This window comes from Paenarthrobacter sp. NPDC090517, from assembly GCF_044769165.1.
In the GTDB taxonomy this organism is placed as follows: domain Bacteria; phylum Actinomycetota; class Actinomycetes; order Actinomycetales; family Micrococcaceae; genus Arthrobacter.
Map to the genome: position 1 here is coordinate 1612695 of NZ_JBIVXN010000001.1, position 24566 is coordinate 1637260.

Annotated in this window: 27 protein-coding genes; 11 read left to right on the forward strand and 16 right to left on the reverse strand. The window is 61.8% G+C overall.

Translation table 11 applies throughout. The features are described from left to right. Positions 1-25: 25 nt before the first annotated feature. Positions 26-1999 (reverse strand): ABC transporter ATP-binding protein, encoded by a 1974-nt coding sequence (locus ACIQTW_RS07410; RefSeq protein WP_402935478.1) that lies wholly within the window; start codon positions 1997-1999, stop codon positions 26-28. Next, complete coding sequence (locus ACIQTW_RS07415; RefSeq protein WP_402935481.1) at positions 1996-3729, reverse strand: ABC transporter ATP-binding protein; 1734 nt, start codon at positions 3727-3729, stop codon at positions 1996-1998. Before ACIQTW_RS07415 ends, ACIQTW_RS07410 begins: the two co-directional genes overlap by 4 nt. Before the next feature lie 160 nt (positions 3730-3889). Between ACIQTW_RS07415 and ACIQTW_RS07420 the strand changes: the two genes are divergently transcribed. Then, positions 3890-4888 (forward strand): aldo/keto reductase, encoded by a 999-nt coding sequence (locus ACIQTW_RS07420; protein WP_402935484.1) that lies wholly within the window; start codon positions 3890-3892, stop codon positions 4886-4888. Positions 4889-4894: 6 nt separating this feature from the next. On the opposite strand, the gene ACIQTW_RS07425 is transcribed toward ACIQTW_RS07420, so the two are convergent. The 3 genes from ACIQTW_RS07425 to ACIQTW_RS07435 all read right to left on the reverse strand — a co-directional run bounded on the left by ACIQTW_RS07425 (position 4895) and on the right by ACIQTW_RS07435 (position 7284). Next, positions 4895-5800, reverse strand: a complete 906-nt coding sequence (locus ACIQTW_RS07425) for a helix-turn-helix transcriptional regulator (protein WP_402935487.1) — start codon at positions 5798-5800, stop codon at positions 4895-4897. Between the two features lie 91 nt (positions 5801-5891). Further along, positions 5892-6596, reverse strand: a complete 705-nt coding sequence (locus ACIQTW_RS07430; protein ID WP_402935488.1) for an AAA family ATPase — start codon at positions 6594-6596, stop codon at positions 5892-5894. Positions 6597-6606: 10 nt separating this feature from the next. Further along, positions 6607-7284, reverse strand: coding sequence for an FMN-dependent NADH-azoreductase (locus ACIQTW_RS07435; protein ID WP_017200677.1), 678 nt, complete (start codon positions 7282-7284; stop codon positions 6607-6609). Between the two features lie 167 nt (positions 7285-7451). On the opposite strand from ACIQTW_RS07435, the gene ACIQTW_RS07440 reads away from it, so the two are divergent. The 3 genes from ACIQTW_RS07440 to ACIQTW_RS07450 all read left to right on the forward strand — a co-directional run bounded on the left by ACIQTW_RS07440 (position 7452) and on the right by ACIQTW_RS07450 (position 9265). Further along, positions 7452-8105 carry an HAD family hydrolase gene (locus ACIQTW_RS07440; protein WP_402935492.1) on the forward strand — a complete coding sequence of 218 codons (654 nt, stop codon included), beginning with the start codon at positions 7452-7454 and terminating at the stop codon, positions 8103-8105. 85 nt (positions 8106-8190) lie between these two features. Continuing rightward, entirely contained in the window at positions 8191-8598 is a 408-nt protein-coding gene (locus ACIQTW_RS07445) for a helix-turn-helix domain-containing protein (protein WP_017200679.1), read from the forward strand. Further along, complete coding sequence (locus ACIQTW_RS07450; protein ID WP_402935496.1) at positions 8543-9265, forward strand: thioesterase II family protein; 723 nt, start codon at positions 8543-8545, stop codon at positions 9263-9265. Before ACIQTW_RS07445 ends, ACIQTW_RS07450 begins: the two co-directional genes overlap by 56 nt. Before the next feature lie 92 nt (positions 9266-9357). Here ACIQTW_RS07450 and ACIQTW_RS07455 read toward each other — a convergent pair whose 3' ends face one another. From ACIQTW_RS07455 to ACIQTW_RS07470, 4 genes are all read right to left on the reverse strand, one after another. After that, a complete protein-coding gene (locus ACIQTW_RS07455) occupies positions 9358-9984 on the reverse strand; it encodes a flavodoxin family protein (protein ID WP_402935499.1) in 627 nt (208 codons plus the stop codon). A gap of 75 nt (positions 9985-10059) precedes the next feature. Continuing rightward, positions 10060-10305 carry an acyl carrier protein gene (locus ACIQTW_RS07460; protein ID WP_017200682.1) on the reverse strand — a complete coding sequence of 82 codons (246 nt, stop codon included), beginning with the start codon at positions 10303-10305 and terminating at the stop codon, positions 10060-10062. Between the two features lie 88 nt (positions 10306-10393). Further along, positions 10394-11368: a beta-ketoacyl-ACP synthase III gene (locus ACIQTW_RS07465; RefSeq protein ID WP_402935502.1), complete on the reverse strand. Its 975-nt coding sequence runs from the start codon at positions 11366-11368 to the stop codon at positions 10394-10396. Next, positions 11365-12390 carry an AvrD family protein gene (locus ACIQTW_RS07470; RefSeq protein WP_402935505.1) on the reverse strand — a complete coding sequence of 342 codons (1026 nt, stop codon included), beginning with the start codon at positions 12388-12390 and terminating at the stop codon, positions 11365-11367. The genes ACIQTW_RS07465 and ACIQTW_RS07470 overlap by 4 nt, the downstream gene beginning before the upstream one ends. Positions 12391-12578: 188 nt before the next feature. Here ACIQTW_RS07470 and ACIQTW_RS07475 point away from each other — a divergent pair, with 188 nt between their 5' ends. Further along, positions 12579-13415, forward strand: coding sequence for an alpha/beta fold hydrolase (locus ACIQTW_RS07475; RefSeq protein WP_402935508.1), 837 nt, complete (start codon positions 12579-12581; stop codon positions 13413-13415). A gap of 9 nt (positions 13416-13424) precedes the next feature. Here the strand turns inward: ACIQTW_RS07475 and ACIQTW_RS07480 are convergent, their stop codons facing one another. The 5 genes from ACIQTW_RS07480 to ACIQTW_RS07500 all read right to left on the reverse strand — a co-directional run bounded on the left by ACIQTW_RS07480 (position 13425) and on the right by ACIQTW_RS07500 (position 17070). Continuing rightward, positions 13425-14954, reverse strand: a complete 1530-nt coding sequence (locus ACIQTW_RS07480; protein WP_402935511.1) for a CHAD domain-containing protein — start codon at positions 14952-14954, stop codon at positions 13425-13427. A gap of 150 nt (positions 14955-15104) precedes the next feature. Continuing rightward, complete coding sequence (locus ACIQTW_RS07485; protein WP_402935514.1) at positions 15105-15734, reverse strand: SRPBCC family protein; 630 nt, start codon at positions 15732-15734, stop codon at positions 15105-15107. Between the two features lie 79 nt (positions 15735-15813). Next, positions 15814-16245 carry a hypothetical protein gene (locus tag ACIQTW_RS07490; RefSeq protein ID WP_044569311.1) on the reverse strand — a complete coding sequence of 144 codons (432 nt, stop codon included), beginning with the start codon at positions 16243-16245 and terminating at the stop codon, positions 15814-15816. A gap of 406 nt (positions 16246-16651) precedes the next feature. After that, entirely contained in the window at positions 16652-16915 is a 264-nt protein-coding gene (locus ACIQTW_RS07495; protein WP_402935518.1) for a hypothetical protein, read from the reverse strand. Then, positions 16912-17070 (reverse strand): hypothetical protein, encoded by a 159-nt coding sequence (locus tag ACIQTW_RS07500; protein WP_017200690.1) that lies wholly within the window; start codon positions 17068-17070, stop codon positions 16912-16914. Before ACIQTW_RS07500 ends, ACIQTW_RS07495 begins: the two co-directional genes overlap by 4 nt. A 374-nt stretch (positions 17071-17444) precedes the next feature. On the opposite strand from ACIQTW_RS07500, the gene ACIQTW_RS07505 reads away from it, so the two are divergent. The 3 genes from ACIQTW_RS07505 to ACIQTW_RS07515 all read left to right on the forward strand — a co-directional run bounded on the left by ACIQTW_RS07505 (position 17445) and on the right by ACIQTW_RS07515 (position 19498). Then, positions 17445-18035 carry a thymidylate kinase gene (locus ACIQTW_RS07505; RefSeq protein WP_402935520.1) on the forward strand — a complete coding sequence of 197 codons (591 nt, stop codon included), beginning with the start codon at positions 17445-17447 and terminating at the stop codon, positions 18033-18035. 96 nt (positions 18036-18131) lie between these two features. Further along, on the forward strand, positions 18132-19028 hold the full coding sequence (locus ACIQTW_RS07510; protein ID WP_402935523.1) for a phosphotransferase: 897 nt from the start codon (positions 18132-18134) through the stop codon (positions 19026-19028). Between the two features lie 14 nt (positions 19029-19042). Continuing rightward, the gene (locus ACIQTW_RS07515) at positions 19043-19498 is read left to right on the forward strand and encodes a hypothetical protein (protein WP_402935526.1); all 456 of its coding nucleotides are present in this window, start codon (positions 19043-19045) and stop codon (positions 19496-19498) included. On the opposite strand, the gene ACIQTW_RS07520 is transcribed toward ACIQTW_RS07515, so the two are convergent. Next, a complete protein-coding gene (locus ACIQTW_RS07520) occupies positions 19495-20256 on the reverse strand; it encodes an NUDIX hydrolase (RefSeq protein WP_402935529.1) in 762 nt (253 codons plus the stop codon). The genes ACIQTW_RS07515 and ACIQTW_RS07520 overlap by 4 nt on opposite strands. Before the next feature lie 77 nt (positions 20257-20333). On the opposite strand from ACIQTW_RS07520, the gene ACIQTW_RS07525 reads away from it, so the two are divergent. From ACIQTW_RS07525 to ggt, 3 genes are all read left to right on the forward strand, one after another. After that, positions 20334-21353 (forward strand): SPFH domain-containing protein, encoded by a 1020-nt coding sequence (locus tag ACIQTW_RS07525; protein ID WP_402935531.1) that lies wholly within the window; start codon positions 20334-20336, stop codon positions 21351-21353. A 9-nt stretch (positions 21354-21362) separates the two neighbouring features. Further along, positions 21363-22265 (forward strand): hypothetical protein, encoded by a 903-nt coding sequence (locus ACIQTW_RS07530; RefSeq protein WP_402935534.1) that lies wholly within the window; start codon positions 21363-21365, stop codon positions 22263-22265. Between the two features lie 221 nt (positions 22266-22486). Then, positions 22487-24322 carry a gamma-glutamyltransferase gene (gene ggt / locus ACIQTW_RS07535; protein WP_402935537.1) on the forward strand — a complete coding sequence of 612 codons (1836 nt, stop codon included), beginning with the start codon at positions 22487-22489 and terminating at the stop codon, positions 24320-24322. A gap of 44 nt (positions 24323-24366) precedes the next feature. On the opposite strand, the gene ACIQTW_RS07540 is transcribed toward ggt, so the two are convergent. After that, positions 24367-24555: a hypothetical protein gene (locus tag ACIQTW_RS07540; protein ID WP_402935540.1), complete on the reverse strand. Its 189-nt coding sequence runs from the start codon at positions 24553-24555 to the stop codon at positions 24367-24369. Positions 24556-24566: the final 11 nt, after the last annotated feature.

Below are 24566 nucleotides of genomic sequence, written 5' to 3' on the forward strand. Positions count from 1 at the left end.
GGCCAGAAGGCACGTGCCCTCAAACCTAGGATTCAAAAGCGGCGGGCGCCGCGAACTGCGCCTCATACAACCTCGAGTACGCTCCGCCCGAGGCAAGCAGCTCCGAGTGTGTCCCCTGCTCCACAATCTGCCCGGCTTCCATCACCAGAATAAGGTCGGCATCCCGGATGGTAGAGAGCCGATGGGCGATCACGAAGCTGGTCCGGTCAGAGCGCAGGGCGTTCATGGCTTTCTGAACCAGTACCTCGGTGCGGGTATCCACGGAGCTGGTTGCTTCATCGAGGATCAGCACCGAGGGACGGGACAGGAAGGCCCTGGCAATGGTGAGCAGCTGTTTCTCCCCTGCCGAAACATTCCCGCCTTCGTCGTCTAGCAAGGTGTCGTAGCCTTCGGGCAAGGACCGAACAAAGCGGTCCACGTAGGTGGCCTGCGCCGCCTCCATAATCTCTGCTTCGGAAGCGGAGGGGCGCCCATAGGCGATGTTGTCGCGGATCGTCCCGCCGAACAGCCAGGTGTCCTGGAGGACCATGCCCATCCGGGAGCGGAGTTCCTGCCGTGACAGCGAGGTGATGTCCACGCCGTCGAGCGTTATGCGCCCGGAGTCGAGCTCGTAGAACCGCATCATCAGATTCACCAGCGTGGTCTTGCCAGCTCCCGTTGGCCCAACTATCGCGATGCTCTGCCCGGGCTCGGCCACCAGGCTGAGGTCCGTGATCAGTGGCTTGTCCGGCGAGTATCGGAAGGACACATTCTCGAAGACGAGGCGCCCACGCGACGGACCCGACGGCGGAACAGGGTCAGGTTCGGCCGACTCTTCCTCCTCATCCAGCAAGTCGAAAACCCGCTCGGCCGAGGCAACACCGGACTGCAGCATATTCGCCATGGATCCGAGCTGAGCCAGTGGCATGGTGAACTGCCTTGAGTACTGGATAAAGGCCTGAACGTCGCCCAATTGCATGGAGCCCGCGGCAACCTGCAGGCCGCCCACCACGGCGATCCCCACATAGACCAGGTTCCCGATGAACGTCATGGCCGGCATAATCAGGCCGCTCACGAACTGCGCCCCGAAGCTCGCCTGATACAACTCTCCGTTCTTGGCGCGGAACTTCTCCTGCACTTCGTTCTGCCGTCCGAACACCTTCACCAACGCGTGCCCGGTGTAGGTTTCCTCGATCTGGCCGTTGAGCTCGCCCGTGTTTTTCCACTGCGCCACGAACAGCTTCTGCGACCGTTTAGCGATGAGCAGCGTGGTTCCCAGCGTCAAGGGGATAGTCACCAACGCGATGAGTGCCAGCAACGGAGAGAGCAGGAACATCATCACCAGCACACCCAGTACGGTGAGCAGGGACGACACCACCTGGCTGATGGATTGCTGCAGGCTTTGGGAGATGTTGTCCACATCATTGGTCACTCGGCTCAACAGCTCGCCTCGCTGGATGGTGTCGAAATAGCGCAGGGGCAGCCGGTGAATTTTCGCTTCAATCCGCTCGCGGAGGCGGTAAACGGTCCGTTGCACGACGCCGTTGAGTAGGTACGCCTGAATCCAACCGAACGCTGAGGCCAGGACATAGAGCGCCAGCGCCCACAGCAGCACCGAGGCCAGCGCCGTGAAGTCGATTCCGACGCCGGGGGTCAGGGTCATGGCGCCCAACATGTCTGCCTTGCTGTTCTCACCCGAGGCGCGCAACCCTGCGATTACCTCGGCTTTGGACGCGCCTTCGGGAAGCTGTTTGGATACGACGCCGGCGAAGATCAGGTTGGTGCCTTCGCCCAGCAACCGGGGTCCGATCACGGACAAAGTAACGCTGATCACGGCGAAAACCAGCACCAATATCAACCAAAGGCGTTCAGGCCGCAGTGTCCCCAGCAAACGCCGGGCTGAGGCACCAAAATTCGAGGCTTTCTCTGCAGGAATGTTCATACCCGCAAACGGACCTCCGCGGCCGGGTCCCATCGCGGGCCGCTGCGGACCACGGGGACCGGCTGACACAGCACTCATGCCGCCTCCTCCGCCGCGAGCTGGGAGGACACGATTTCCCGGTAGGTTTCGGATGTCTCCAAAAGCTCATCATGCGTTCCACGCCCGACGATCCTCCCGTCGTCGAGCACTAGGATCTGGTCCGCATCCGCGATGCTGGAGACGCGCTGCGCAACGATCACCAGGGAGGCGCCGTTAGTGTGGCGCTTGAGGGCCTGCCGCAGCCGGGCGTCGGTGGCAGTGTCCAAGGACGAGAAGGAATCGTCAAAGATATAGAGCTCCGGTTGCTTCACCAGCGCCCGGGCGATCGCGAGCCGTTGCCGCTGCCCGCCGGAGACGTTGGTACCGCCCTGGGAAATGACTGCGTCCAGGCCGCCTTCCATTTCCTCCACGAAGTCCCTGGCCTGGGCTACTGAAAGCGCCTGCCACAGCTCGTCTTCAGTGGCATCGGGCTTGCCGTACTGAAGGTTGCTGCGGACTGTGCCGGAGAACAGGTAGGGCCGCTGCGGCACCAGGCCGATGTGCCCCCAGAGCAGGTCCGGGTGAAGTTCTCGGACATCCACGCCGTCCATCCGCACGGATCCGCTGGTCGCGTCGAACAGCCGCGGCATGAGGTTCACCAACGTGGTCTTGCCCGCACCGGTGCTGCCGATAATAGCGGTGGTCTCCCCCGCACGGGCGGTAAACGAAAGCCCGCCCAGAACCGGCTGCTCGGCACCCGGGTAGGCGAATCCGACGTCGCGCATTTCCAGTTCGCCGCGGCGGATACCGCCAGTTACAGGATTCGACGGCGGCTGGACACTTGATTCGGTCTCCAAGACCTCGCCGATGCGGTCGGCGGAAACGGACGCGCGCGGGATCATCACGGCCATGAAGGTGGCCATCATGACGGACATGAGGATCTGCATCAGGTAGCTCAGGAACGCGATCAAGGTGCCCACCTGCATGGAGCCGTCCTCAATCCGGAAAGATCCGAACCAGATGACCGCCACGGACGAAACATTCATCACAAGCATGACCACAGGGAACATGAGCGCCATCAAACGGCCGGCCCGCAGCGCAACGTCAGTAACGTCGTCGTTCGCTTTGCCGAACCGGGCTGCCTCCATGTCCTCGCGGACGAAAGCCCGCACCACACGAATGCCCGTGAGCTGCTCCCGAAGAACCCTGTTCACGGCGTCGATCCGGACCTGCATCTTGCGGAACAGCGGCACCATCCGCGTCACGATCAGCCCGACCGCAACCAGCAACACCGGCACGCATACCGCGATCAGCCAAGACAATTGCGCGTCCTGCCGCACGGCCATGATCACGCCGCCAATGCTCAGCATGGGAGCCGCGACCATCAGCGTGCAGGACATGAGAACCAGTTGCTGCACCTGCTGTACGTCGTTGGTGGACCGGGTGATCAGCGACGGCGCCCCGAACCTGGTGACCTCCTGCTCAGAGAACTCCCCTACCCGGCTGAAAATCGCGTCGCGGAGGTCACGGCCCATCCCCATGGCAGCCTTCGCACCGAAGTACACGGCCACCACGGCACACGCGATCTGCAGCAACGTAATGAGCAGCATGAGTCCGCCCATGCGCAGGATGTAGTCGGTATCCCCGGTGGCCACGCCGTTGTCGATGATGTCGGCGTTCAGGGTAGGAAGGTAAAGGGACGCGATGGACTGCGCCAGCTGGAAGACGACGACGGCAATCAGCAACCGCTGATGCGGCCGCAGGAAACGAACAAGTACCTTCCACAGCATGGGATCTCCGAGCCAGGCGACGTGAACCGAAGGCCAGTTTACGTCTGGTTGCTGCGGGCAACTAGAGGGAACTGAGGGGTAATGCCAGTGACTCCCTCGCCTCCCATCATGGCCATAACGTCGAGGTAGCAATCAGCCCGAACAGCACAGGAGACCAACCATGGAAAAGCGCACACTCGGCACAGGCGGCCTGGAAGTTTCCGCCATAGGCATGGGATGCATGAGCATGACCGGCGGCTACAGTGAAAGGCCGAACCGAGACGACATGATCTCGCTCATCCGCACAGGTGTGGAACGCGGCGTGACCTTCTTCGACACAGCGGAAATTTACGGACCCTATGCCAATGAGGAACTCGTTGGCGAAGCCCTGGCCCCGTTCAAGGACCAGGTAGTCATTGCCACCAAGTTCGGTTGGGACATCGACCCCGCAGCGAGGAAAGCCAGCGGCAAGGTCACCAGCCGCCCCGAGGTCATCAAAGAGGTAGTGGAAGGATCCCTGCAGCGGCTGGGAGTGGACACCCTGGATCTCTACTACCAGCACCGGGTTGACCCGGACGTTCCCATCGAGGACGTGGCAGGTGCAGTCAAGGAACTCGTCGACGCCGGAAAAGTAAAGCACTTCGGCATGTCAGAGGCTGCGGCCGGAACCATCCGCCGTGCCCATGCAGTCCTCCCTGTGGCTGCCGTCCAGAGCGAGTACTCCTTGTGGTGGCGTCGACCGGAGGAAGAAGTCCTGGACGTTTGCGAAGAACTTGGCATCGGATTCGTACCCTTCAGCCCGCTGGGCAAAGGCTTCCTGACCGGCACCATCAACGCTTCCACCAACTTCGAATCCGGCAACGACATCCGAAGCACCATCCCCAGGTTCACCCCCGAGGCCATACAAAATAACCAGGCTGTGGTGGACCTGCTCAACGGAATAGCAGAACGAAAAGGCGCGACGCCGGGCCAGATCGCCTTGGCATGGTTGCTGGCGCAGAAGCCGTGGATCGTGCCGATTCCAGGCACACGAAAACTGCACCGCCTTGAAGAAAACCTGGCCGCGGCCGACGTCGAACTTTCGCCTGCAGAGCTTGACGAAATCGAAGCGGCCGCTGCGAAAATCACTGTGGAGGGTGGGCGCTACAACGAAGCCGGCGAGCGCATGACGAACCTCTGACCCGCACTAGACAACAGCCTTCCGGCCTAGCCCCAAAAGGGAAGCCTGCGTCCCTGTCCCACTTTTGGGTAGGTAGGTAAACAGGCGGAGAGCGGGAAACTGCGGGACGCCCAGAACCATGGGGGCGAAGCTTAGCCGGCCGAGTGTTGGGTGGTCGTAGACAACGTCCACATGGTACGAGTCGCTCACCACCTGGCGCTGCCACAGTTCGTTGAAGGCCTTCGAGACCTCACAGAGGCTCCGGGCCATAGTGTCGAAACGGGGATCGTCAGGGAACTTGGCTGATTGCGCACGAAACTGGGCAACCATGGATCTGGCCATCATCTCTTTGTGGACGTGGGGCCGGGCAAGCTCCGGATCGGTGAAGAAGCGGTGGAGGCAGCTTTCGCCCACTCGGGTATCAAAGGTGTCAGCCGCAGCCGCGTTCATGGCCACGACGGTCCAGAACGGGTCTGCGATGTAGCTGGGATTTGCCATGGCATCCACCAGTTGCTGCAGAAGCGCCAGCTGGGTGTTGTCGACGTCGAAACGCTGTCCACCCTGCCCGGCCTCATGAAATCCGCTGTGAGCGGCTTGTCTGTTGCCGGCGGCAGGGCTGGGCCGGCGCCCTGATGCCAGCCTGCGGACGTAGGTCCTGTCTTCAGGACTGAGCTGCAGGGCATTGGCTATCGCGTCCAGGATTTCTGCGGAGGCCCCGATGGCCCGCCCTTGCTCCAGCCACGTGTACCAGGAGACCCCGACGTTGGCCAGGACGGCCACCTCTTCGCGCCTGAGTCCGGGAGTCCGGCGTCGTGGGCTGACCGGTAACCCGACGTCCTCCGGCCGGGTCTGCTCGCGGCGGGTGCGGAAGAACTCGCCTAGTCGCGCATGGTTGGACCGTACTTGGTGGGAAGCAGAAGGATGGGTGGGCATGGGTTCTCCACTAATGACGAGCGTCCGGCCGACCGCTTTATGGCAGTCGGCCGGACGGGTGCGTAGAATCCGGAATCCTGGGTCAGGCGGATTACTGCAGGACGCGTTCCTTTTCAGAACGGACGTCCAACTGTGCGTACTCTTCGGAAGCCAAACGAGCAGCATCCTCCGGACTCATGCGGGGCTCCAGGTTGAACAGGGAAGCGATCTGCTCGAGTCGTTCCTCCACGGAACCGGACACCACATGGAACGGTATCCCCAGCTCGTCCATGGTTTGCTGCAAGATGGCGTCGGACATGTTCCGGAACTGATCGTTGACCGGGCGGTGCCCGTCGGCGGAGAGCGGGAGCTCGTTCTTCAGGTGCACGAACACATCGAAGGAGTTCTGCACGTGCCTCTTGAAGCTGTTGCCAAGGCTGGTCATCACCTCTTCGAAGAAGGCGAGTTCCGGCGTCTTCTCCACGGTCTCGCCCGCCGAAAGATGCGCCGAGGCACTGGGATTCAGGCCGAGCGAAACCCGCACAGACCCATAGATCCATTCCTGCAAGGATGACCCGTCGGAAATGAACCCAGCCGAGAGCTTGTCCTCGTACACGGCACGCTCAACGTGGCGGGTCACGATCATCTGGATAAGCTCCGCGGCCGTGCACTCCTCAAGGGTCTTGCCCGGCGCGGCCTCGGGAAGGATTTCACGCATGGTCCTTGCCTTGGTCCGGGGCAGCCCCGTGTAGTGGGACAAGGCCATGGACGTGAACGTCTTGCCCGAGGAGTAGGTACCTGAAATGCCGATGCGCACTGCGTCCGCCTTAGTCGTTGACGAGCTGGAGGGTTCCCGCGGCGCTGAGCTTGCCGGCGAACTCGATGGCGGCGTCGCTGAGGTCAGCCTCGGCAACCTTACGGGTGCCATCCACGTCTCCGTTAAGCACCGTGGGTGCGAAGCGGACGTGCGTGGCGTCCTCGATGCCCACGAAGTTCAGCCAGTCGGCAAAGAAAGTGCTGCTGAAGTCAGAGCCGAACGCGGCTGGCACGCCCGGTGCGTAAACGCCGCTGGTGTGGATTGCGAGGGCCTGCTTGCCTTCCAACAGGCCGCGGTAGCCCTGCTCGGGGTCGAAACCAAAGCTCCAGCCGGGCTGGGTAATGATGTCGATCCACTGCTTCAGGACGTAGGGAACGCCCGAGTTCCACATGGGGATGTTGAAGACGTAGGCGTCAGCGGCAGCGAACTGGTCGAATACTGCACGGGCAGATTCCCAAGCGGCAACCTGATCGGGCGTCTGGTCCTGTCCGGTGAAAACAGCCATCTTCGCAGCTGCCGCGACGCGACCGAAAACGGGCAGCGCGCCGTCGTCGAACAGGTTCAGCGTCTCCACTTCGAAACTCTCCGCACCGGCAGTCTGGACGGAATCGATGAAGTGCCGGGCCAACCGCAGGGAGTCGCTGTTGGCGTAGCGCGGAGAGGCGTTGATGTGGAGGATGGTAGGCATTGGCTTCCTTTCGAGGCTGTGCTTTCGGGGACGCTTTGTGCCCCGTCATCGATCCTCACTGACAGCGCGGCGCTGCGTAAGAACGCACTTTTTTGTGCCTAGGGCACCTCAAAGTGCCCTGCCCTTAGGGGCTTCCGAACGGCGTGTCGGTCCCTAGGATTCTTCCTGTGGAAGAATCCTCCCGAAGCCGCAGCCAAGCTGCCTACACAGACATCGACGGCACCATCACCGCTTACAACACCATTTTCGAATTCCTTCGCTTCGACGCCGCCGAACATTCCCGTGCTGAAGAGGCCGAGGAGTTCCTTACCGGTCTGCGCACTGCAGCGGAGAACGGGGTCCCGCGTTCGGTGACGAACGCCCGCTACTTCCGCTGGTGGGGCGGCCGAAGCGTCACAGAGGTGGCCGAACTCGGCGAGCAGTGGGCGGATCTGCGGGGTGGGAAGGCGGCCGACTGGGCCTTCCTGGAGCCTGTGGCGTCCATCCTGGACGCCCATGCGGACGCCGGGCGGCAACTGGTGGCAGTCACGGCATCGTTCGAACCGGCTTTGGTAAGGGTTCGACGGCGGTGGCCCCACCTTGAGCTGTTATGCACCCGCCCCTTGGTGGCCGATGGCAAGTACACCGGTGGGATCGAGGAAGCACTGGTAGGTGAAGCCAAAGCCCGTGCCGTCCTGGCCCACGCGTTAGCGAACAACGTGGATCTCGCGGGCAGCTTCGCTTACGGGGACCATCATTCGGATCTCCCATTCATGGCCCTGGCCGGGGAATCCCTGTTGGTTGACTCAAAGCTGAGGGTCTCCGCCGCGTCGGTGAGTTAAGGTTTACGACACCGTTCCCCCAGGTGTCACAGGCCCCAAGTAAACTGTGCCCAGCAGTCCACTTGATGAGGAAAGTATTGGGGATATGACTCTCACGGCTGAACAGAAACGCCAGAAAGCCCGGAAGCACTACAACGCGTCCTTGGACCTTTGCCCGGCCCGGCAATTGCTGGAGGCTATAAGCAGCAAGTGGGTCACCTTGGTGATGCTTGCCCTTGAGGACGGCCAGCAGCGCCACAGCGACTTGCGAAAGCTCATACCGGGTGCCAGCCAGAAGATGCTGACGTCCACCCTCCGCTCCCTGGAACGCGATGGGCTGGTCCTCCGTCATGTCACGGTGTCAGTTCCTATTCGCACCGACTACGAACTCACCCCCCGCGGCCGCTCACTGCTTCGCATCATCTTTGAAATGAAGGAATGGGCGGAGGAGCACATGGATGATGTTGCAGCGTCCCGTTTGGAGCACGACCGCCACCGCCTCGCCTTCAACTGACGGTCAGGACACCGGCGTGCACCTGTTTTGCCTGCACCACGCCGGTGGGACCACGGCCAGTTTCGCAGGCTGGCGCTTCGACGGCGTGACGGTGACCAAACTCAGCTACCGTGGCTGGGACTTCATGTCCTTGGGGGCGGCTGCTGATGCCCTCGCAGAGCGCGTGACAGCGTCGGCCTCAGACCAACTGGCCCTGTACGGGCACAGCATGGGAGCGGTCCTCGCCTTCGAGATCGCCCTGCGGCTACAACAAACAGGGCGGGTGGCCCACGTCTTCCTTGCCGCCACGCGCCCGCCGTCGGGAACGCACGACGCCGGTGCTGCCGCAGTTGCCGCTGCGGGCGCACTTTCCCCGCGTGCCCGGGAAGTCCTCCTCGAAGACCTCGATCTTCTGGCGGGATATCCGGGAAGACCACCCAGGAAACAGTTGGAAGTTCCAACCACCGTCCTCTACAGCGCCGACGATCCTGTGGTGCCGGTTGCCGATTCCCTGCGCTGGGCCTCATGGTGCGCGGCCGAACCAAGGTTGGTGAAGCTGGACACTGGAGGCCATCTGTTCCACCTGGGCAACCCCGCCGTGCGAATGCTCGTGGAAAAGACTCTGTCCTCTGGGCCGCTGTCCCCTGAGCCGAGCAGGGACGTCCTCACGGATCAGCGACACGGATAAAGCCTGGGGACACCCATATTCGGGTGTCCCCAGGCTTTATGCATGTCGCCAGGTTTTATCCGTGTCCGGACGCTCTTCGGCGCGGGGTTCGTTTAGGCCCCCGTGCTGATGAGTTCCCGGTCTGAAGCGCGGTTCTCCAAGGCTGCCTTTCCAGCTGCGAAGACCGCCGTAATTTCCGCGACGCGCCGGCCCAAGTGGGCGGCCGTAGCGATATCTGCGGGGTGGACGCCTTCGATGCCCACGTCCGAGAACGTTTGTGCGGCAGCGCCGTTGAAGTAGCCGAAGCGGTTGAGGTCGTTTTCGGTACCCTTGGTGCTCTTCCAGCCCGGGAGCAGGCCAAGGTTGATCCAGTTCATGCCGTGCTGGGCGCCGAAAGTAGCGAAGTAATCCAGGGTTGAGTTTTTGTCACCTGCTTTACAGGCGGCGTTGGTGAAGCCTGCACCCAGCTTGTTGTGCCACTTCTGCACCGCCCAACGGCCTGCCGTCTTTTCCGCGAAGGCGTGGAACGCTGAAGGTGCGGTACCCATGTATGTGGGTGCGCCGAAGATGATGGCATCGGCCTCATCGATGAAGTTCCAGGACTCCTCGGTCAGTTCATCCACCCGCAGGAGGGCTGCGGTGGCTCCGGTGGAGGCGGCAGCGGAGACCACCGCGTCCGCGAGGACCTTGGTGTGGCCGGAACCTGAGTAGTAAACAACTGCAATTGCCGGAGTGGCCATGGGTGTCCTCACTGTTTGTATCTGTTGGTATCTGTGTCTTGGTGCTGGCGAAGGTGACTCGTTGGTGGGTTCCGGCTAGACGGCGGGTTGCAGGGCAAGCTTCCCGGTCACCAGTCCAGCCGCAACCCGGGCCGTTCCTGCGTCTGCGAGTTCGAATTCGTCCACGCGCACGCCGAACTTGTTGCTCAGGATGACGGCCGCTTCAACAAGGGACAGTGAATCGATGTCCAGGTCCGCGAAAGAGTCGTCCGGGCCCATGTGACTGAGCTCGTCCATGGTGGATCGGATGGCCTCAACGACGTCCAAAGCTGTAATTTCCATTTGGTTTCCCCCTTTTGTAGTGGTGCCCGGGATGGCCGGGCCACGGTGATCCTGCAAGGCACCCTGCCCGCAGGAATCGGTAGCGGCCCTAATGCGGGTCCACCACCGAGATCGAAGGCCAGGTCATGGCGACGGCACCCCAGGTTGTGCCCCCGCCGAAGGCCGTCAGGACCACTTTGTCCCCAGGCGACCTGTGGCCCTTGGTACCGGCGTCGGTCATGGCCAGTGGAATCGAGGCGGCTGACGTATTTCCCACTCTGTCCAAGTGGACCTCGGCTTTGGTTCCGGGTATTCCCGTCACCGAAGCCACCGTGTTGAGGATCCGCAGGTTGGCCTGGTGTGCGATGAGGGAATCCACATCGCTCGCCGCCCAGCCAACACTCGCCAGCACGGTCTCCACGGAGTCCGACATCGCGGTCACCGCCTGCGTGAACACTTCCTTGCCTTGCATTTCAAAGAAGGCACCGGCGCTCCGTGGAACATGAATCAGCGTTTCCCCGTCTCCGTCGGAGTGGAGCGTGGAAGCAAGGATGGCACCCGGTTCATCTGAGGTTCCGGCGGAGAGATAGGCAGCTCCTGCTCCGTCGCCGAAGATCACGGACGTGGTGCGGTCGGTCGGGTCCAGCAGCCGGGTGAAAGTGTCCGCGCCAATCACCAGCGCAGAACCAACGGATCCGGACGTAATGGCCCAGCTGGCCGTAGCGAGCGCGTAGACAAATCCTGAACAAACCGCCGAGATATCGAAGGCGGCAATCCCCTGAAGCCCAAGGTTCGCCGCAACCTTCGGTGCAGTGGCCGGGCAGACCTTGTCCGGCGTCGACGTAGCCACGATCAGCAACCCCACGGAATCGACGCCGGCACTTGCCAAGGCGCGTCGTGCAGCTGTTGTGGCGAGGACGCTGGTGCTCTCGGTTTCGTCCGAGTGGCGCCGCTCGGCGATGCCGGTCCGGCGCCGGATCCATTCATCGGAGGTATCCATGACGGAGGATAGGTGCTCATTCGTGACCACGCGTTCGGGAAGCGCGCCGCCCAGGCCGCGAATCACCGCGGATGCCGCGCTCATTGAACAGCCCCTGCCGGCAGTTGGTGAGCGACGCTGCAGACTACCTCGCCGCCGTCGAACGTTCCCACGACGTCGGCGCAGCGCCAGGACCCGCCGTCCTTTCCGATCAGCCGGCTCTTCTGCAACCCCACACTCAGACCGGTTCCCTGCCCGCCCCCAATTTTCGGGCCGGAACCGGTGAAAATAATCCGGGTTTTGCGCATCCAGAGCGTGTTGCTGTCGGAACGGTTCATGGCGTCCAGCCTGTAGAGCAGGACCTGCCCGAGTTGCAGGGTGGCCACGAAGTACTCGATGGCGGACAGCGCCTGGGGGTACGCAGCTTCCATGCCGCGTCGGTCTGCCACCTGGTGGCCCAACGTGCGTTGCTGGTGAAAGGAGAGCTGGGCGTGGGCTGTGCCCTGTGCCGGTTCATCCGGTACCGGTTCGAGAACCACGTTCGATAACGTAACCTGCCGTTCGGCCCACAGGTCACCATAGAGTCGCGTGCCGGCGTCGCCCACCAACGCCTCCTCTGAGGGTGACTGGACAGACGCGAGCCCAAGTTCAGCCGGAGCATGTGCTACTTCAAGGACCGCGCTCATGGAGGCGACTGAGCACCGCAGGACGGACCCATTACCGTGGTCCTGCAGCGTAGCCTCGCAGCCAAGATCACCCAAGGTGCCTTCCACCGGTTCACTGCCGCCGGAGATGGTGACGGACGTCAGGTAAGCGGCCGGCAATATATCCGGCGAGAACCTGCTGGCCAGCAGGGATTCCGCCATTCTGCAGGCAAGGACAAGGACGTCCGTGGTGCCAAGGTGCGGAGTTTGCTCCTGATTGCCTTTGATGGACCAAACTCCCTCAACACCCAAGCTGGCTCGGGCAGTCAGCGTGGACTCAGCGACGGTGTGGGCAACGCGAAGGTTCCGCAGCCGGGGGTTGGTGGTCTTGTAACCGTGGCTGAAGAAGCGGCGGCGTCCGTCGCCCAGGAGGTCGTCGATTGAGGCGTAACTCTCGGTGGCGGAGCGTAGGGCAAGGGGCATGAGTGTTCCTTGGATTCGTCATCGGCGGTGATCCAAGAATCCACTGCAACAGCGTCGGCAACCAGTGTCCGCGGATGGTGGTGGTGGGAACACCACCCTGAGCCCGAGCCTCCGCGCCAGTGTCAGTGTCAGTCCCGGACAGTAGGCTGGAAACGTTCGTGTTGAACCGCATCGAAGGGACTTGAGTTTTGGCTTACATCACCGTCGGAAACGAAAACAGCACTGAGATTGAGCTTTACTACGAGGACCATGGAGCCGGCCAGCCAGTGGTCCTGATTCACGGCTACCCGTTGGACGGATCCTCTTGGGAGAAGCAGACCGCAGCACTGCTCGACGCCGGATATCGCGTCATCACGTACGATCGCCGCGGTTTCGGCAAGTCCAGCCAACCGACCGAAGGCTACGACTACGACACCTTCGCCGCAGACTTGAAGACCGTGCTGGACACCTTGGACGTGAACGACGCAGTTTTGGTGGGCTTCTCCATGGGTACAGGCGAAGTTGCGCGCTACATCAGCACCTATGGCTCGGCCCGCGTTGCAAAGGCGGTGTTCCTCGGTTCGCTGGAGCCATTCCTTTTGAAGACTGACGACAACCCTGATGGTGTCCCCCAGGAGGTCTTCGATGGCCTGGCCGAGTCCGTCAAGGCCGACCGGTACGCCTTCTTCACCGACTTCTTCAAGAACTTCTACAACACGGACACCTTCCTTGGCACCGCACGGTTGAGCCAGGAATCGGTGGATGCCAGCTGGAACCTTGCCAGCAAATCCGGCGCGTTCGCCTCAGTAGCTGCCCAGCCCACCTGGCTGACGGACTTCCGCGCCGACATCCCCAAGATCGATGTCCCGGCCTTGATCGTCCACGGCACCGCGGACAACATCCTGCCCATCGACGTCACGGGCCGGCGGTTCAAGGACGCCCTGCCCAGCGCCGAGTACCTTGAGATCGAGGGCGCACCTCACGGTCTCCTTTGGACGCACGGGGCAGAAATCAACGAGGCCCTGTTGGCGTTCCTCAAGAAGTAGGTCCCGGAGCTACTTCTTGAGGCGTAGTTTCCTGGCCTTCTTGCCCTTCCGCAGGTATTCCTGCTGAGTGGCGTCAGCGGCGGTGCTTTCCAGCGCGTGGAGCACTCCATACGTGAAAGCACCGTTGCTGACGCCCGGCGCGGTACCCAGCTTCAGCAGTTCCGCCCGCGCCATCACACTGTCCTGGTGGTCGCCAAGAATCGTCTGGACCCTGTGCGCCGCGTCCTCCAACTTCACGGCACGTTTGCCGTGAATACCTTCCACAGCCGCCGCCGCAAAGCGCAGCTTCTTGGCGGCCTTCCGTACTTCGTGGAAAGCCTTGTCGCGTTGAGGCCCGACGGCGGCACCCACCGCTTCGTCATGCCGTTTGCGGAGCCTTTTGCCGGCCTTGTTGACGAGTTTCGCCGTGGTCTCCTTCGCCGCCGCGTCACCCTTGGACGTGGTGGGCGGAGCGTCGATGAAAGCTTCCAAGTCATCCAGCAACTTGAAGTAGCGGGGACTGTTCAACCGGTTCCTAACGGCAGACATCGCAGTATCGGCCCGCAGCGCCATACGCTCTTCCAGCTCTTTGTGGAGTTGACCAAGGACGAGCTTTCCCGGCAGTTCATCGAGGCTGCTCTTCAAGCGTTCGTGCAGGACCTCCACGTCCCGGTACCGGCCAAGGGTCTTCGCGAGCGACTTCAGTTCCTTTTCAAGATCCTTCACCGGGTCCGGTTCGAAGAGTGCCCTAAAACCATGCAGGACAGCGCGGATTCGGCGAATCTGTGACCGCATTTGGTGCACTGAATCGGCGCGGGCAAGGCGAACATGGGAGTCCTGAAGGAGCAGATCGGCCACTTCCTCGTCCAGATATCTGAGCACAGGTATTGCCGCTGGACCGTTGCCGCTGGGATCTTCACGGTCTGTTCGCTTCGAAGCAGGCCAAGAGTCACCCAACGCTGTGGCCAGCTTCGATGTGCGCTCGCTCGGCTTTGCTCCGGCGCCGGAGAGTTGCTGTGTCAGAGTGCTCAGCAAGGTGTCGCCACCGTCGTCGGCCTCATCCGGCGCCAGCTCCACCTCCCACTCCCTCCATTCCTGCTCGCGGGGCTCACCGAGCACCGCTTTGGCGCGAACGTGGTCATCCACGAAGTCAGCCAGACGGTGGCCATCGTTGCCATACAAGGGGTAGCTGGTTCGCTCCGTAGTCAGGGTTGCGATTGCCCCTACTGCATGGCCCCTGGTGTAAGCGAGCACGCGGTCCATGAGTTCCACCGGAACAGTGTCGGCGTTGCCCAACGGTTCCTGGATCTCTGTTCGCTTTCCCGCACTGTGCGGGAGCTTCAGGTGCCAACCGGCGTCGGGCCCACCCGTCCGGCGGCGCAGTGTGATTCCGCGGGATGCCAGGGCCAAGTGGCGGGTGTCAAAGTAAATGGCTTCCAAGCTGTAGCTTGCGGGTTCGCCTACTCGCCCTATCCCGTCAATCGCGTCAAGGGCAGGGAGCGGCGTGGACGCTTCGGCGTCGAATTTCTGTTCAGCTTCCACATTGCTGGAGGTTGCCATGACCGCGGAAATCCTGCCTTTCGGGGAGATGCCGCGAGGGCCGGCCCGTTGTGATGGCCGGCCCTCGTTGGAGCTACTTATTTGGTTCCATGTCCAGTTTGAGTCAGTCCGAGGCCTGGCGCCAGGGGTCTGGCCCCCGGTGAGGCCGGGTTAGAGACCCGGAGCGCGCGGCTGGGGCGGCTCGGCAGGTCCTTCATTGGCAGCCGGCGCTGCCAGATCAGGATCGACGGGCGGGAACTCAGCCGTTGCCACTCCGCCACTGCCGAAGGTTTCACCGGTGTCATCAACATCGCCGCCGGAAACCGTGCCACGCCAAGCACCCGTTTCATGGCCCTGGGCTTCGATGAACTTCTTGAACTTGTCCAAGTCCGCACCTACGCGCATGCTGTCCACGCCAAGGGCGGAGCCAGCCTTTTCCGCGAGGCCATCCGGCTCCCAGACGATCTCCACGTTGACCCGGGTTCTGCCGGCATCGAGTGGCTCGAAGCTCACGGTCCCGCCGTTGCGGGGACCATCCACGCTGGCCCAGCTGACCAGGGAATCAGGAACCTGCTCAATGATCTGGGCGTTGTACTCCCGTTTTACACCACCCACGTTGGTTGAAAAATGAAGACCCGTTTCATCGATCTGTTCTACGGCCTCCACTCCATTCATGAACTGGGGGAAGGTCTCAAACTGCGTCCACTGGTTGTAGGCAACAGATACAGGTACATCTACTTCGATTGACTTATTTACCGTAGCCATAGGTTTTGCTCCTTCGATCGTGTCTCGGGTGCTCATGCGGTAATGCTGGTGGCGCGCCAGCCAGCTGGCTGCTTAACCAGTGGCGCGCCTGTCTAAAGCGCGCCAGCCAAAGCTCTTAGCCGGCGTCGAAACTTTCTTCGTCATCGTCGTTGGGTGACTCTTCCTGGGGAAGGTCGTTGCCGCTGCCGTCCGGTAGGTCGCCGTCGTTGCCGTCCGGCTGGGTGGACTGCTCGGCCAAGTACTGCTCGTCGGTTCCGCCAAAACGCCCCGCGCCTGGTTCTCCGGAACTGTCGGAGTCTTCCGGATCCAAGTGGCTAAGGTTCGGGGCGCCGGTTCCTTCTCCCAGGGCGGCTTCCTCGATGTCTTCCTCCACGCGGGGCTGTGCCTGGCCTCCGCCGGCCTCTTGCTCTGCCGTAGGAGTGCCGTAGCCTCCCACTTCCTCTTCCGGTGTGGCGTTTTGCTTGTCCATGAGACCTGTCCTTTCCAAAGCGGTGAACGTGTTTATGGAACACTTCGAACCTATAAGTGCAGCTGGTGGCATGTCCATGCTCTAACGAAATTAGTCAGCAATCTTAGCAATTTGAGGGTGAATGCGTTACCGTACGGCTCCAAAAAACTTGTGCATCAAGAAGGTTGCGGAATTTCACAGCCACCCTGGGGATCCAAACCTGTGTAATTCAATGGACCCGCGACAATATTCAGTGCGATGGTGGCAAACTGCGAGCACTGCGCGGGCGGAGCCGTGAAGTACCCGCGCTGACCTGCTGCCACGGCCCCAATAATGAGCCATACCACCACGAACAGACCCACAATCGACCCGATCCGCATCACTACCCCAATCGCTGAACTGATAACCCCCAGCTATTAGTAAGCATACTGACAAAGGTGCCGAAGACCAAAGAAGCGCGGCTGCGGACCAGGATCCCTCCCGTCCGCAGCCGCGCCTGCCCTGCTCAATCCGTAGGGTTGGTTTCGGTTGTCAGACCACGATTGTCCGCAGTCTTTTCGTCCTTCTCTTCTGCCGGCCCGGGCGGGTTGGCTGCTTCGCTGGGGCCAGCGTCGACGGCGTCCTCGGGACTTTCCGACGACGAATCACCCACAGGTACCTGGTTGCTTGATTCCGGCGTCCCGGGATCCCTGGGAATGGGATGTCCGGGCGTGGTAGTCCCATCGCGAACCTGCGCGAAACCGGCAACCTCGCTTGGATCAGTCGTCATACGCGCGACCGGCCACGGCCTAGTACCCAGCCAATAAGGGCCAACACCAGCAGGATGATTCCCACCCACAGGAGGAAGCTGAGGGCTTGGTTGAATCCGCCGACGAGGAGCAAGATGATCGCTATAACACCGGCGATTATCAAAAGTGTATTCATTGAGCTACGCATCCCTTCAATAACGGTTGTCTATTCAGGAAGGCGTCCGCTGGTACTCCATTTCTGAAGCGCCACCCATGCCAACGGGCACCGATCGGAGAATTGCTCTCCATATCGCTTACGTACCCCCGTGGAATTAGGTTCAAACCGAAACCACATCCCGTTGGGGGCGCGTACATAGCATCATGATAGGCGCGCACTCCGCTGGCGCGAAGTATTTGGACAGGAAACTTATTACCCTTTTCGGGGCCGCTCCCGTCACGTCGCAGCGTGGCGAGCAGCGCCAACGTGTGATCCGTACCTCACTCGGCACAACTGAAGCGCTCCCCGCGTTGTACATAAAACGAGTCCCACAGAAGACGAAGGGAGGGCTCATGCTCATTGTCCTGACAGGAATTGACGGTTCAGGAAAAACGACGGCGGCCCATGCCTTGGTCGATTCGGCTCTCGCTGAAGGACGAAGCGCCCTGCTGCTCAGTAATCACGCCGCACGCAGGAGGATGTCGCTTCTTTCGGCGCGATACGGATGGAAGGTGGCGCCCCGGGTTGCTGACTTCATCGAAACCGGGGTGCGCCTGTTCAACGTGCTGGTGAACCATGCGCGCGCCCGGCAGTTCGACGGCTTGGTGGTCATGGACCGCCATCTGCACTGCCAACTGGCGCTTCGCCAGGCCAGCGGATTGCGGCGCGGGCGTTTGCTCCCGTGGCTGCTTGAAAAACTCCCCGCTGCTGATCTTCACATGCACTTCGACGCGGACCCCACCATCGCGCACGAGCGGGTCATGGCACGCGGCACCGATCAGGAGACCGTGGCCGACCTGCGGGCATTCCGGGATGCGTACCGTTCACTGCCTGAGGCCGATGACTTTGTTGTGGTGGACGCAAACGGCGAACCTCACGACGTCATGGCTCAGGTACATCGCGTGATAGCAGCCAAGGGGCCGGCCGTAACCTTGCCCCACTGACCCGCACTTGTTTGACTTACACGATCTCGCTTACAGGGTAGGCTCGCCGCATGCCGATTTCGGTCTAGTAGAACTCATTGGGGAGCCAGGGCCGCTTTGAAACACCGCGTTGAACGCACGACGGCGGACATCGCCTTGGCAGTCGCCGCCCGACGAGGTGCCGATTCAGTCACGTTGGCGGGAGCCGGAACCGAATTCCTCTTCTACGAAACCACTTCCAGCGAAGGCCGGGAGGGCTATCGAATCCCCCGTTCACTCGAATTCAACACCGTCAACAACAACGCTGTACCGGCCGAGTTGCTCCAACTGCAGGAAATGGCCTTGGCGAGTTGGGCAACCGACAACGGGATACCAAGTGCCGCGCCCAAGGAACTGGTTGAACAGAACGGCATCCCCGTGCTGATTCTTGAAATCGTGGACGATGACGGCTCCGAGCTGGATTCTGCAGCACTCGGATCAGTTGTCGCCTCGATACATCGGTCACCATTGCCAGGATTCCAGCTGGTTGCACAGGAAGGACGCCCTTGGGCTGTCCGGCTCAGACACCGGCTGGAGGCACGATACACGGATCTGCGGCGACACCATTCGCTCCCAATTCTGCCTCCTTCGGCATCGCTACAGGCAGAACTCGAAGCCGGCGCTCACGAGCCCTGCCTCATCCATCTGGATCTTCGACGCCAAAACGTCAGAGTCGACAAAGGTCAGCCGCTTTCGATTTTTGACTGGAGCAACGCCCTCGCAGCACCTCCTGAATTGGAGATTGCACGGGTCGAGGAGTACTCCGCCGTCAAGGAAAACGGCCTCGACTACGCAGCCTTCCTGAACGGTTACTTTAAAGGTGGCGGGAGCATCGACGTCGGGACTGCATCCTGGCCTATCTTCACTCTTGACGCAGCAGTAATGCTGGCAGGCGTATTCGATTCGATCTCCCCTAACCCGGAGCTGCGCGAGCACTATCTGTCGCGCGTCCGGGCATTGGTAGGCGAGCTGTGAACGGGAGGACTTGGTTGATTTCAGAGGCAAAGATCGGTCGCGCATCGCAGAAAGTCATCGCCAGTGTGGTCGGAGTGGCGTGCTTCTTCATCATTGCGACCGCGGTCTCCAGCGGCGTCCTGCTGATCACCATTGCGCTGGCTGTGGCCATTCTGCTCATCACAGCGCTGGTGCTGCGCCTGACCGTAACTATTGAAGCGACGGACCAGAACCTGGTGCTTCGCTGCCGTCCGTTCTATTCCAGAGTTGTCCCGTTGGAAGATATCGTGGATGCTTCCCCCAGTCCTTCCAGTTCGCTCACTGAGGGGTTTGGCATTCGCTATCTGGGGCGGAAAACGTGGGGCCTTCTGGTCGGTGGGCCGGCAATCACAATTGAGACGACAAACCGAACGTGGATGATCTCAACGCCGCATCCTGAGTCCACGGCCGCGGCCATCCTGAGTCATGCCGGTGGGAGGCGCACAACCTAATCTCGCGGGCGCATCAGCGGCGGGTTGAGCACCGCCCGGGTGGGCTGGCCCGGCGTCGGACGCGCTTCGGGGGCGAGCCTGAACAACGCAGCCGGCCGTCCGGCGTCGCCCGTTGTCATTCGCCCCGTGTCCTCCAGAAAACCTGGCGTCCCCGCGGCTTTTCTGTGGAAGTTCCGTGGGTCCAGGCGCGTGCCCCACACAGCTTCATACACGCTGCGGAGTCGGGCGATGGTGAATTCCTCGCCGCAGAAGGCCGCACCCAGGGGCGAATACTCGAGCTTCGACTTTGCCCGCTCCAGGGCATCGTCGAGAATCCGCTCGTGGTCGAAAGCTAGCTCAAGCTTCCCCGCCAGGACGTCTCGAACCGGGTACCACGCGGCCTGTTCAGCGTCACTTCCAGCCGATAACACGGGAAAGTCCGGCGCCAGCAGCAGGTGCGCCACAGTGAGCACTTCGCCGCGGGGGTCGCGCCCCTTCGGGCCGTAACTCCCCAATTGTTCCAAGTGCCCCGGAAGATGTTCGACGCCGGTCTCCTCCGCGAGCTCCCGACCAGCCGCTTCGAGCAGGTCCTCACCCGCGAGGACGAAGCCACCAGGGAGCGCCAGGTTTCCGCGGAAAGGCTCGATGAGGCGCGTGATGAGAAGGACATGCAGTTGGCCGTCACGGACGGTGAGGGCGACGACGTCGACAGTTACCGGGAAGCGCTCGGGGGACGGATGGGATGCAGGCATGAAGCAATCGTAGGTAATTATCGTCATGTTGACAATAAAGCTTGAACGGCTCTATGGTTTATTTATCGTCAACTTGACGACAACTAATGAAAGAGGCGAACATCATGGCCAACATCAAGCGCTACCCCTGGATCAGCCACTTCCTCGGCAGTCCCACCGGTTACGTCGTACACCTGCAGAAGGGTGCAGTGCGGCACCAAGGAGTCGGCCAGGCATTTTGGTTCCGTCCCGCGAACTCCGTACTGAGCGAGGTACCGGTGGACGATCAAGAACTGCCGACACTTTTCCACGCCATCACCCGCGATCACCAAGACGTGAGCGTTCAAGCCAACGTCACGTACCGCTTCATCGATCCCGTGGCGGTTTCCACGCGGCTCGACTTCGGCTTGCAAAGTGCTGGCAAGGCTCCAGCAACCGGACGCGAGCAGGTCTCCACCATCATCGGGCAGCTGTGCCAGAGCCACGCGATCGACCAGATCGCCACCACAACCCTCGCCGAGGCACTCGAACGTGGGGTGAGTCAGCTGCGGCTCGTCCTCACCGAAGCACTCCGGGCAGACGCCAGATTGCAGTCCACCGGCATCGAAATTCTCGGAGTACAGGTACTGGCTGTGCGGCCCGAATCTGATGTTGAACGCGCCCTGCAAACTCCGGTTCGTGAGCAGCTCCAAGCCGAAGCGGACCGGGCCGTGTACGAAAGGCGGGCGGTCGCCGTCGAGCGTGAACGCACGATCTCCGAGAATGAGATGGCGAGCCAGATCGAGCTGGCGGTCCGCCGCGAGAACCTGGTGGCGCAGGAAGGCGCGAACGCCCGCCGTGCTGCCGAAGAGAAAGCAGCTGCTGGTCTGATTGAGGCCCAAGGCTCCGCTGAACGAAAGGGCATCGGCGCCGCGGCGGAAGCGAACCAAATCCGGCTGGTTGGCGAAGCAGCCGCAGCCCGCGAAGCCGCAACCATGGAGGTCTACCGCGGCATGGAACAGGCCACGTTACTCGCCTTGGCGCTCAAGGACGCAGCGGGCAGCCTGCCGAACATCGGGAACCTCACCATCACTCCGGACCTGCTCAGCAGAGCACTTGCCGGGCTGTTCAAGGAACCCGCCGCTACTCTGGAAGCCACCAAGTAAGGATCCGTCATGGCAACCCCGCGCATCGTCATCGTCCACCGGCGGACCGAACTCCAGGAACTCTTGGACCGGCACGCCACCCGAGGGCAGGCTGAGTTTTTCCTTCGCACCCGCGGTCGCGACATCCAAGACGCGCAAGACCGGCATGACCGACTTACCTCCGCCCTCGCAACTATCAGGGCGGCAGTACCGTCCGATTGGCGACAGGCAGAGGTGGAACGCACGGATCTGAGCCGTTTCCTGCTCACGGCCGAAGACATCGTCGCCGTGGTGGGGCAGGACGGCCTGGTGGCGAATGTTGCCAAGTATCTGAACGGCCAGCCGGTGATCGGAATCGATCCCGAGCCCGGGGCGAACCCCGGCGTCCTTGTCCGGCACACACCCGCAGCCGCCGCTGCCCTCCTCGCGGCCGGCGACGTTGGGCGCCTGCGCTGCCAAAGCCTCACCACTGTAACGGCAACGCTCGACGACGGTCAGCAGCTTTCCGCGCTCAATGAAGTTTTCGTCGGGCACGCTTCCCACCAGTCAGCCAAGTACTCGATCACCGCGCCGAGTTTCACCCAGCCCGGCGGACAAACTGAGCGGCAGTCGTCGTCGGGCCTTATTGTCTCCACCGGCACCGGTGCTACCGGCTGGTGCGCCTCGATTGCCTTGGAACGCGGTGGACGTGCCCTTCCCTCCCCGACCGATCCGAGGCTCGCATGGTTCGTCCGGGAAGCATGGCCATCACCTGTTACGGGAGCCTCCTTAACGGAAGGCATCCTGGAAACCGGCGAGGTCCTGCGAATTACCGTGGCGTCGGACCAACTGGTGGTGTTCGGCGACGGCATGGAAGATGACCGGCTGACGGTGTCGTGGGGGCAGGAGATCACCGTGCAGTTGGGGCAGCGGCCGCTGCGGTTGGTTGTTTGATCTCGTATCCGTGCGGCCACCACCTACATTGATTTCAAGTCCGGGCCGACACGCCGCTTTCAAGGGGTGTCGGGGTGCCACGGCCCCTCAAAGTTAGTGGTGACGGCCCGCTTCATGCTGATTATGCTCCAGATTTCAACCGTTGTTCCTCGCCAAGCCCCGCGATAGGGTGACCGGACCGTCCACCCACATCATCGTCTGGAACAACTCTGGGAGACACCATGACATCTGTGAGACGTCAACTGGCTGCGGTCACGGCAGCCTTGGCACTAACCGCGACGAGCGTCGCAATGGCCAGTCCGGCCTTCGCCGATCCCCGCGAAACCGAGAAGAACCCGACGGCCACGGGCTATGGCGGCGCCGTGAGCACCGTTGATCCGGAAGCTTCCGCAGCCGCAATCGAAGTATTGAGGAAGGGTGGAAATGCTGCCGACGCCGCCGTCGCCGCAGCAGCAACCCTTGGAGTTACCGAGCCCTACAGCGCAGGCATCGGGGGCGGCGGTTATTTCGTTTTCTATGATGCTAAGACCAAGCAAGTTGGCACGATTGACGGCCGCGAAACCGCTCCGGCGGGCATGCCGACCGATGCCTTCATCGACCCCACCACCGGAAAGCCTTACAGATTCACCCCGGAACTCGTCACCAGCGGCGTCTCCGTGGGCGTCCCGGGCACACCCGCAACATGGGAGCAGGCCCTGGAACGCTGGGGGACGTTGGATTTGGGTGAGGCTCTGAAGCCCGCCATCAAGGTGGCCAACCGCGGCTTCGTGGTGGACGAAACCTTCCGACAGCAAACCTTGGACAACGAGGTCCGCTTCGACACCTTCACGTCCACGCAGGATCTGTTCCTTCCCGGTGGGGACGCTCCCGCCGTCGGAAGTGTCTTCAAGAACCACGACCTTGCGGCGACCTATCGCCTGATCGCCGAGGAAGGCACTGACGCCTTCTACGGCGGTCCGCTAGCGGAGGAAATCGTCAACACGGTCAAGGCTCCGCCGAAGTCGGGCGACACTGAGCTCCCCGTTCCAGTCGGGTTCATGACCACACAGGACCTGGCCGACTACAAGGTGCTGAACCAGGACCCCACCAAGGTGGAGTACCGCGGCTACGAGGTCTACGGCATGGCTCCTTCCAGCAGCGGCGGCACCACCGTAGGTGAGGCGCTGAACATTCTGGAGAACTACGACCTCAAGGAAATGGAACCCGTCAACGCCCTCCACCATTACCTCGAAGCGAGCTCCCTGGCATTCGCGGATCGTGGCGCCTACGTTGGCGATCCCGCCTTCGTGAATGTGCCCACCGAGAAGCTGCTGGACGACGTCTTCGCTAAGGAACGCTCCTGCAATATCGACCCGACGGCGGCAGCTACCAAGCCTGTCGCCCCCGGGAACGTGGAAGATTACGACGGCGCCTGCCCGTCTGCCGCTGCACCGCTCGCCAACGAGAGGGATACAGAAAATATCTCCACGACGAACCTGACCGTCGCCGACAAGTGGGGCAACGTTGTGGAGTACACGCTCACGATCGAGCAGACCGGTGGTTCTGGAATTGTTGTGCCGGGCCGTGGCTTTCTGCTGAACAACGAGCTGACCGATTTCAGCACCGTTTACAGCGAGACTGATCCTAACCGGATTCAGCCGGGTAAGCGTCCCCGGTCGTCGATGTCGCCGACCATCGTTTTGAAGGATGGCGATCCATTCCTGGCTCTCGGCTCCCCCGGCGGTTCAACCATCATTACTACCGTGCTGCAAACCATTCTGAACCGCATTGACCTGGGAATGGACGTCTCCGAAGCCCTCGCAGCTCCGCGGACGTCACCCCGGAATGGCCTCACAGTCACCTCCGAGCCCGCCATCATCGAGGCTTACGGTCCCGCTCTGAAATCGTTGGGGCATGATCTGGTTCCGGCTGGCGATGCCTTCACATCGGCGGCGGAAATCGGTGCGGCCACGGCCATCGAGTTCAATCCGGATGGATCGCTGACAGCTGCTGCTGAACCTGACCGCCGGGGTGGTGGGTCAGCGATGGTGGTCAAACCAGTAAAACCGAGGAAGTAACTACGGACTTGCTTGCCGCGGACAGCTATTCCGCGGCAAGCAAGTCACTGTTCGTTTTGACCTGCTCTGCGTCCCTGAAGGTAGCGCCAGAACATAACGGCTGCGGCGACCACCATGATGACTCCCGAAACGGTTGACCACACTGATTCACCGCGGTTCGAGATGAAGATGGAGACAGCGTAGGCAGCGACCGTGAGGGCCAGGAGGAGCCAGACCAATGGTTTGGTATTCACTATTTGTTCCT

Excerpts from the sequence above, each read along its gene's own strand:
- ACIQTW_RS07530 (WP_402935534.1), top strand. The coding sequence starts at position 21,363 with ATGGCAACCCCGCGCATCGTCATCGTCCACCGGCGGACCGAACTCCAG.
- ACIQTW_RS07435 (WP_017200677.1), bottom strand. The coding sequence starts at position 7,284 with ATGCCTACCATCCTCCACATCAACGCCTCTCCGCGCTACGCCAACAGC.
- ACIQTW_RS07495 (WP_402935518.1), bottom strand. The coding sequence starts at position 16,915 with ATGACGACTGATCCAAGCGAGGTTGCCGGTTTCGCGCAGGTTCGCGAT.
- ACIQTW_RS07450 (WP_402935496.1), top strand. The coding sequence starts at position 8,543 with ATGATGTTGCAGCGTCCCGTTTGGAGCACGACCGCCACCGCCTCGCCT.
- ACIQTW_RS07415 (WP_402935481.1), bottom strand. The coding sequence starts at position 3,729 with ATGCTGTGGAAGGTACTTGTTCGTTTCCTGCGGCCGCATCAGCGGTTG.
- ACIQTW_RS07425 (WP_402935487.1), bottom strand. The coding sequence starts at position 5,800 with ATGCCCACCCATCCTTCTGCTTCCCACCAAGTACGGTCCAACCATGCG.
- ACIQTW_RS07520 (WP_402935529.1), bottom strand. The coding sequence starts at position 20,256 with ATGACGATAATTACCTACGATTGCTTCATGCCTGCATCCCATCCGTCC.
- ggt (WP_402935537.1), top strand. The coding sequence starts at position 22,487 with ATGACATCTGTGAGACGTCAACTGGCTGCGGTCACGGCAGCCTTGGCA.
- ACIQTW_RS07455 (WP_402935499.1), bottom strand. The coding sequence starts at position 9,984 with ATGGCCACTCCGGCAATTGCAGTTGTTTACTACTCAGGTTCCGGCCAC.
- ACIQTW_RS07500 (WP_017200690.1), bottom strand. The coding sequence starts at position 17,070 with ATGAATACACTTTTGATAATCGCCGGTGTTATAGCGATCATCTTGCTC.
- ACIQTW_RS07465 (WP_402935502.1), bottom strand. The coding sequence starts at position 11,368 with ATGAGCGCGGCATCCGCGGTGATTCGCGGCCTGGGCGGCGCGCTTCCC.
- ACIQTW_RS07470 (WP_402935505.1), bottom strand. The coding sequence starts at position 12,390 with ATGCCCCTTGCCCTACGCTCCGCCACCGAGAGTTACGCCTCAATCGAC.
- ACIQTW_RS07410 (WP_402935478.1), bottom strand. The coding sequence starts at position 1,999 with ATGAGTGCTGTGTCAGCCGGTCCCCGTGGTCCGCAGCGGCCCGCGATG.
- ACIQTW_RS07505 (WP_402935520.1), top strand. The coding sequence starts at position 17,445 with ATGCTCATTGTCCTGACAGGAATTGACGGTTCAGGAAAAACGACGGCG.
- ACIQTW_RS07445 (WP_017200679.1), top strand. The coding sequence starts at position 8,191 with ATGACTCTCACGGCTGAACAGAAACGCCAGAAAGCCCGGAAGCACTAC.
- ACIQTW_RS07420 (WP_402935484.1), top strand. The coding sequence starts at position 3,890 with ATGGAAAAGCGCACACTCGGCACAGGCGGCCTGGAAGTTTCCGCCATA.
- ACIQTW_RS07485 (WP_402935514.1), bottom strand. The coding sequence starts at position 15,734 with ATGAGCACCCGAGACACGATCGAAGGAGCAAAACCTATGGCTACGGTA.
- ACIQTW_RS07460 (WP_017200682.1), bottom strand. The coding sequence starts at position 10,305 with ATGGAAATTACAGCTTTGGACGTCGTTGAGGCCATCCGATCCACCATG.
- ACIQTW_RS07525 (WP_402935531.1), top strand. The coding sequence starts at position 20,334 with ATGGCCAACATCAAGCGCTACCCCTGGATCAGCCACTTCCTCGGCAGT.
- ACIQTW_RS07490 (WP_044569311.1), bottom strand. The coding sequence starts at position 16,245 with ATGGACATGCCACCAGCTGCACTTATAGGTTCGAAGTGTTCCATAAAC.
- ACIQTW_RS07480 (WP_402935511.1), bottom strand. The coding sequence starts at position 14,954 with ATGGCAACCTCCAGCAATGTGGAAGCTGAACAGAAATTCGACGCCGAA.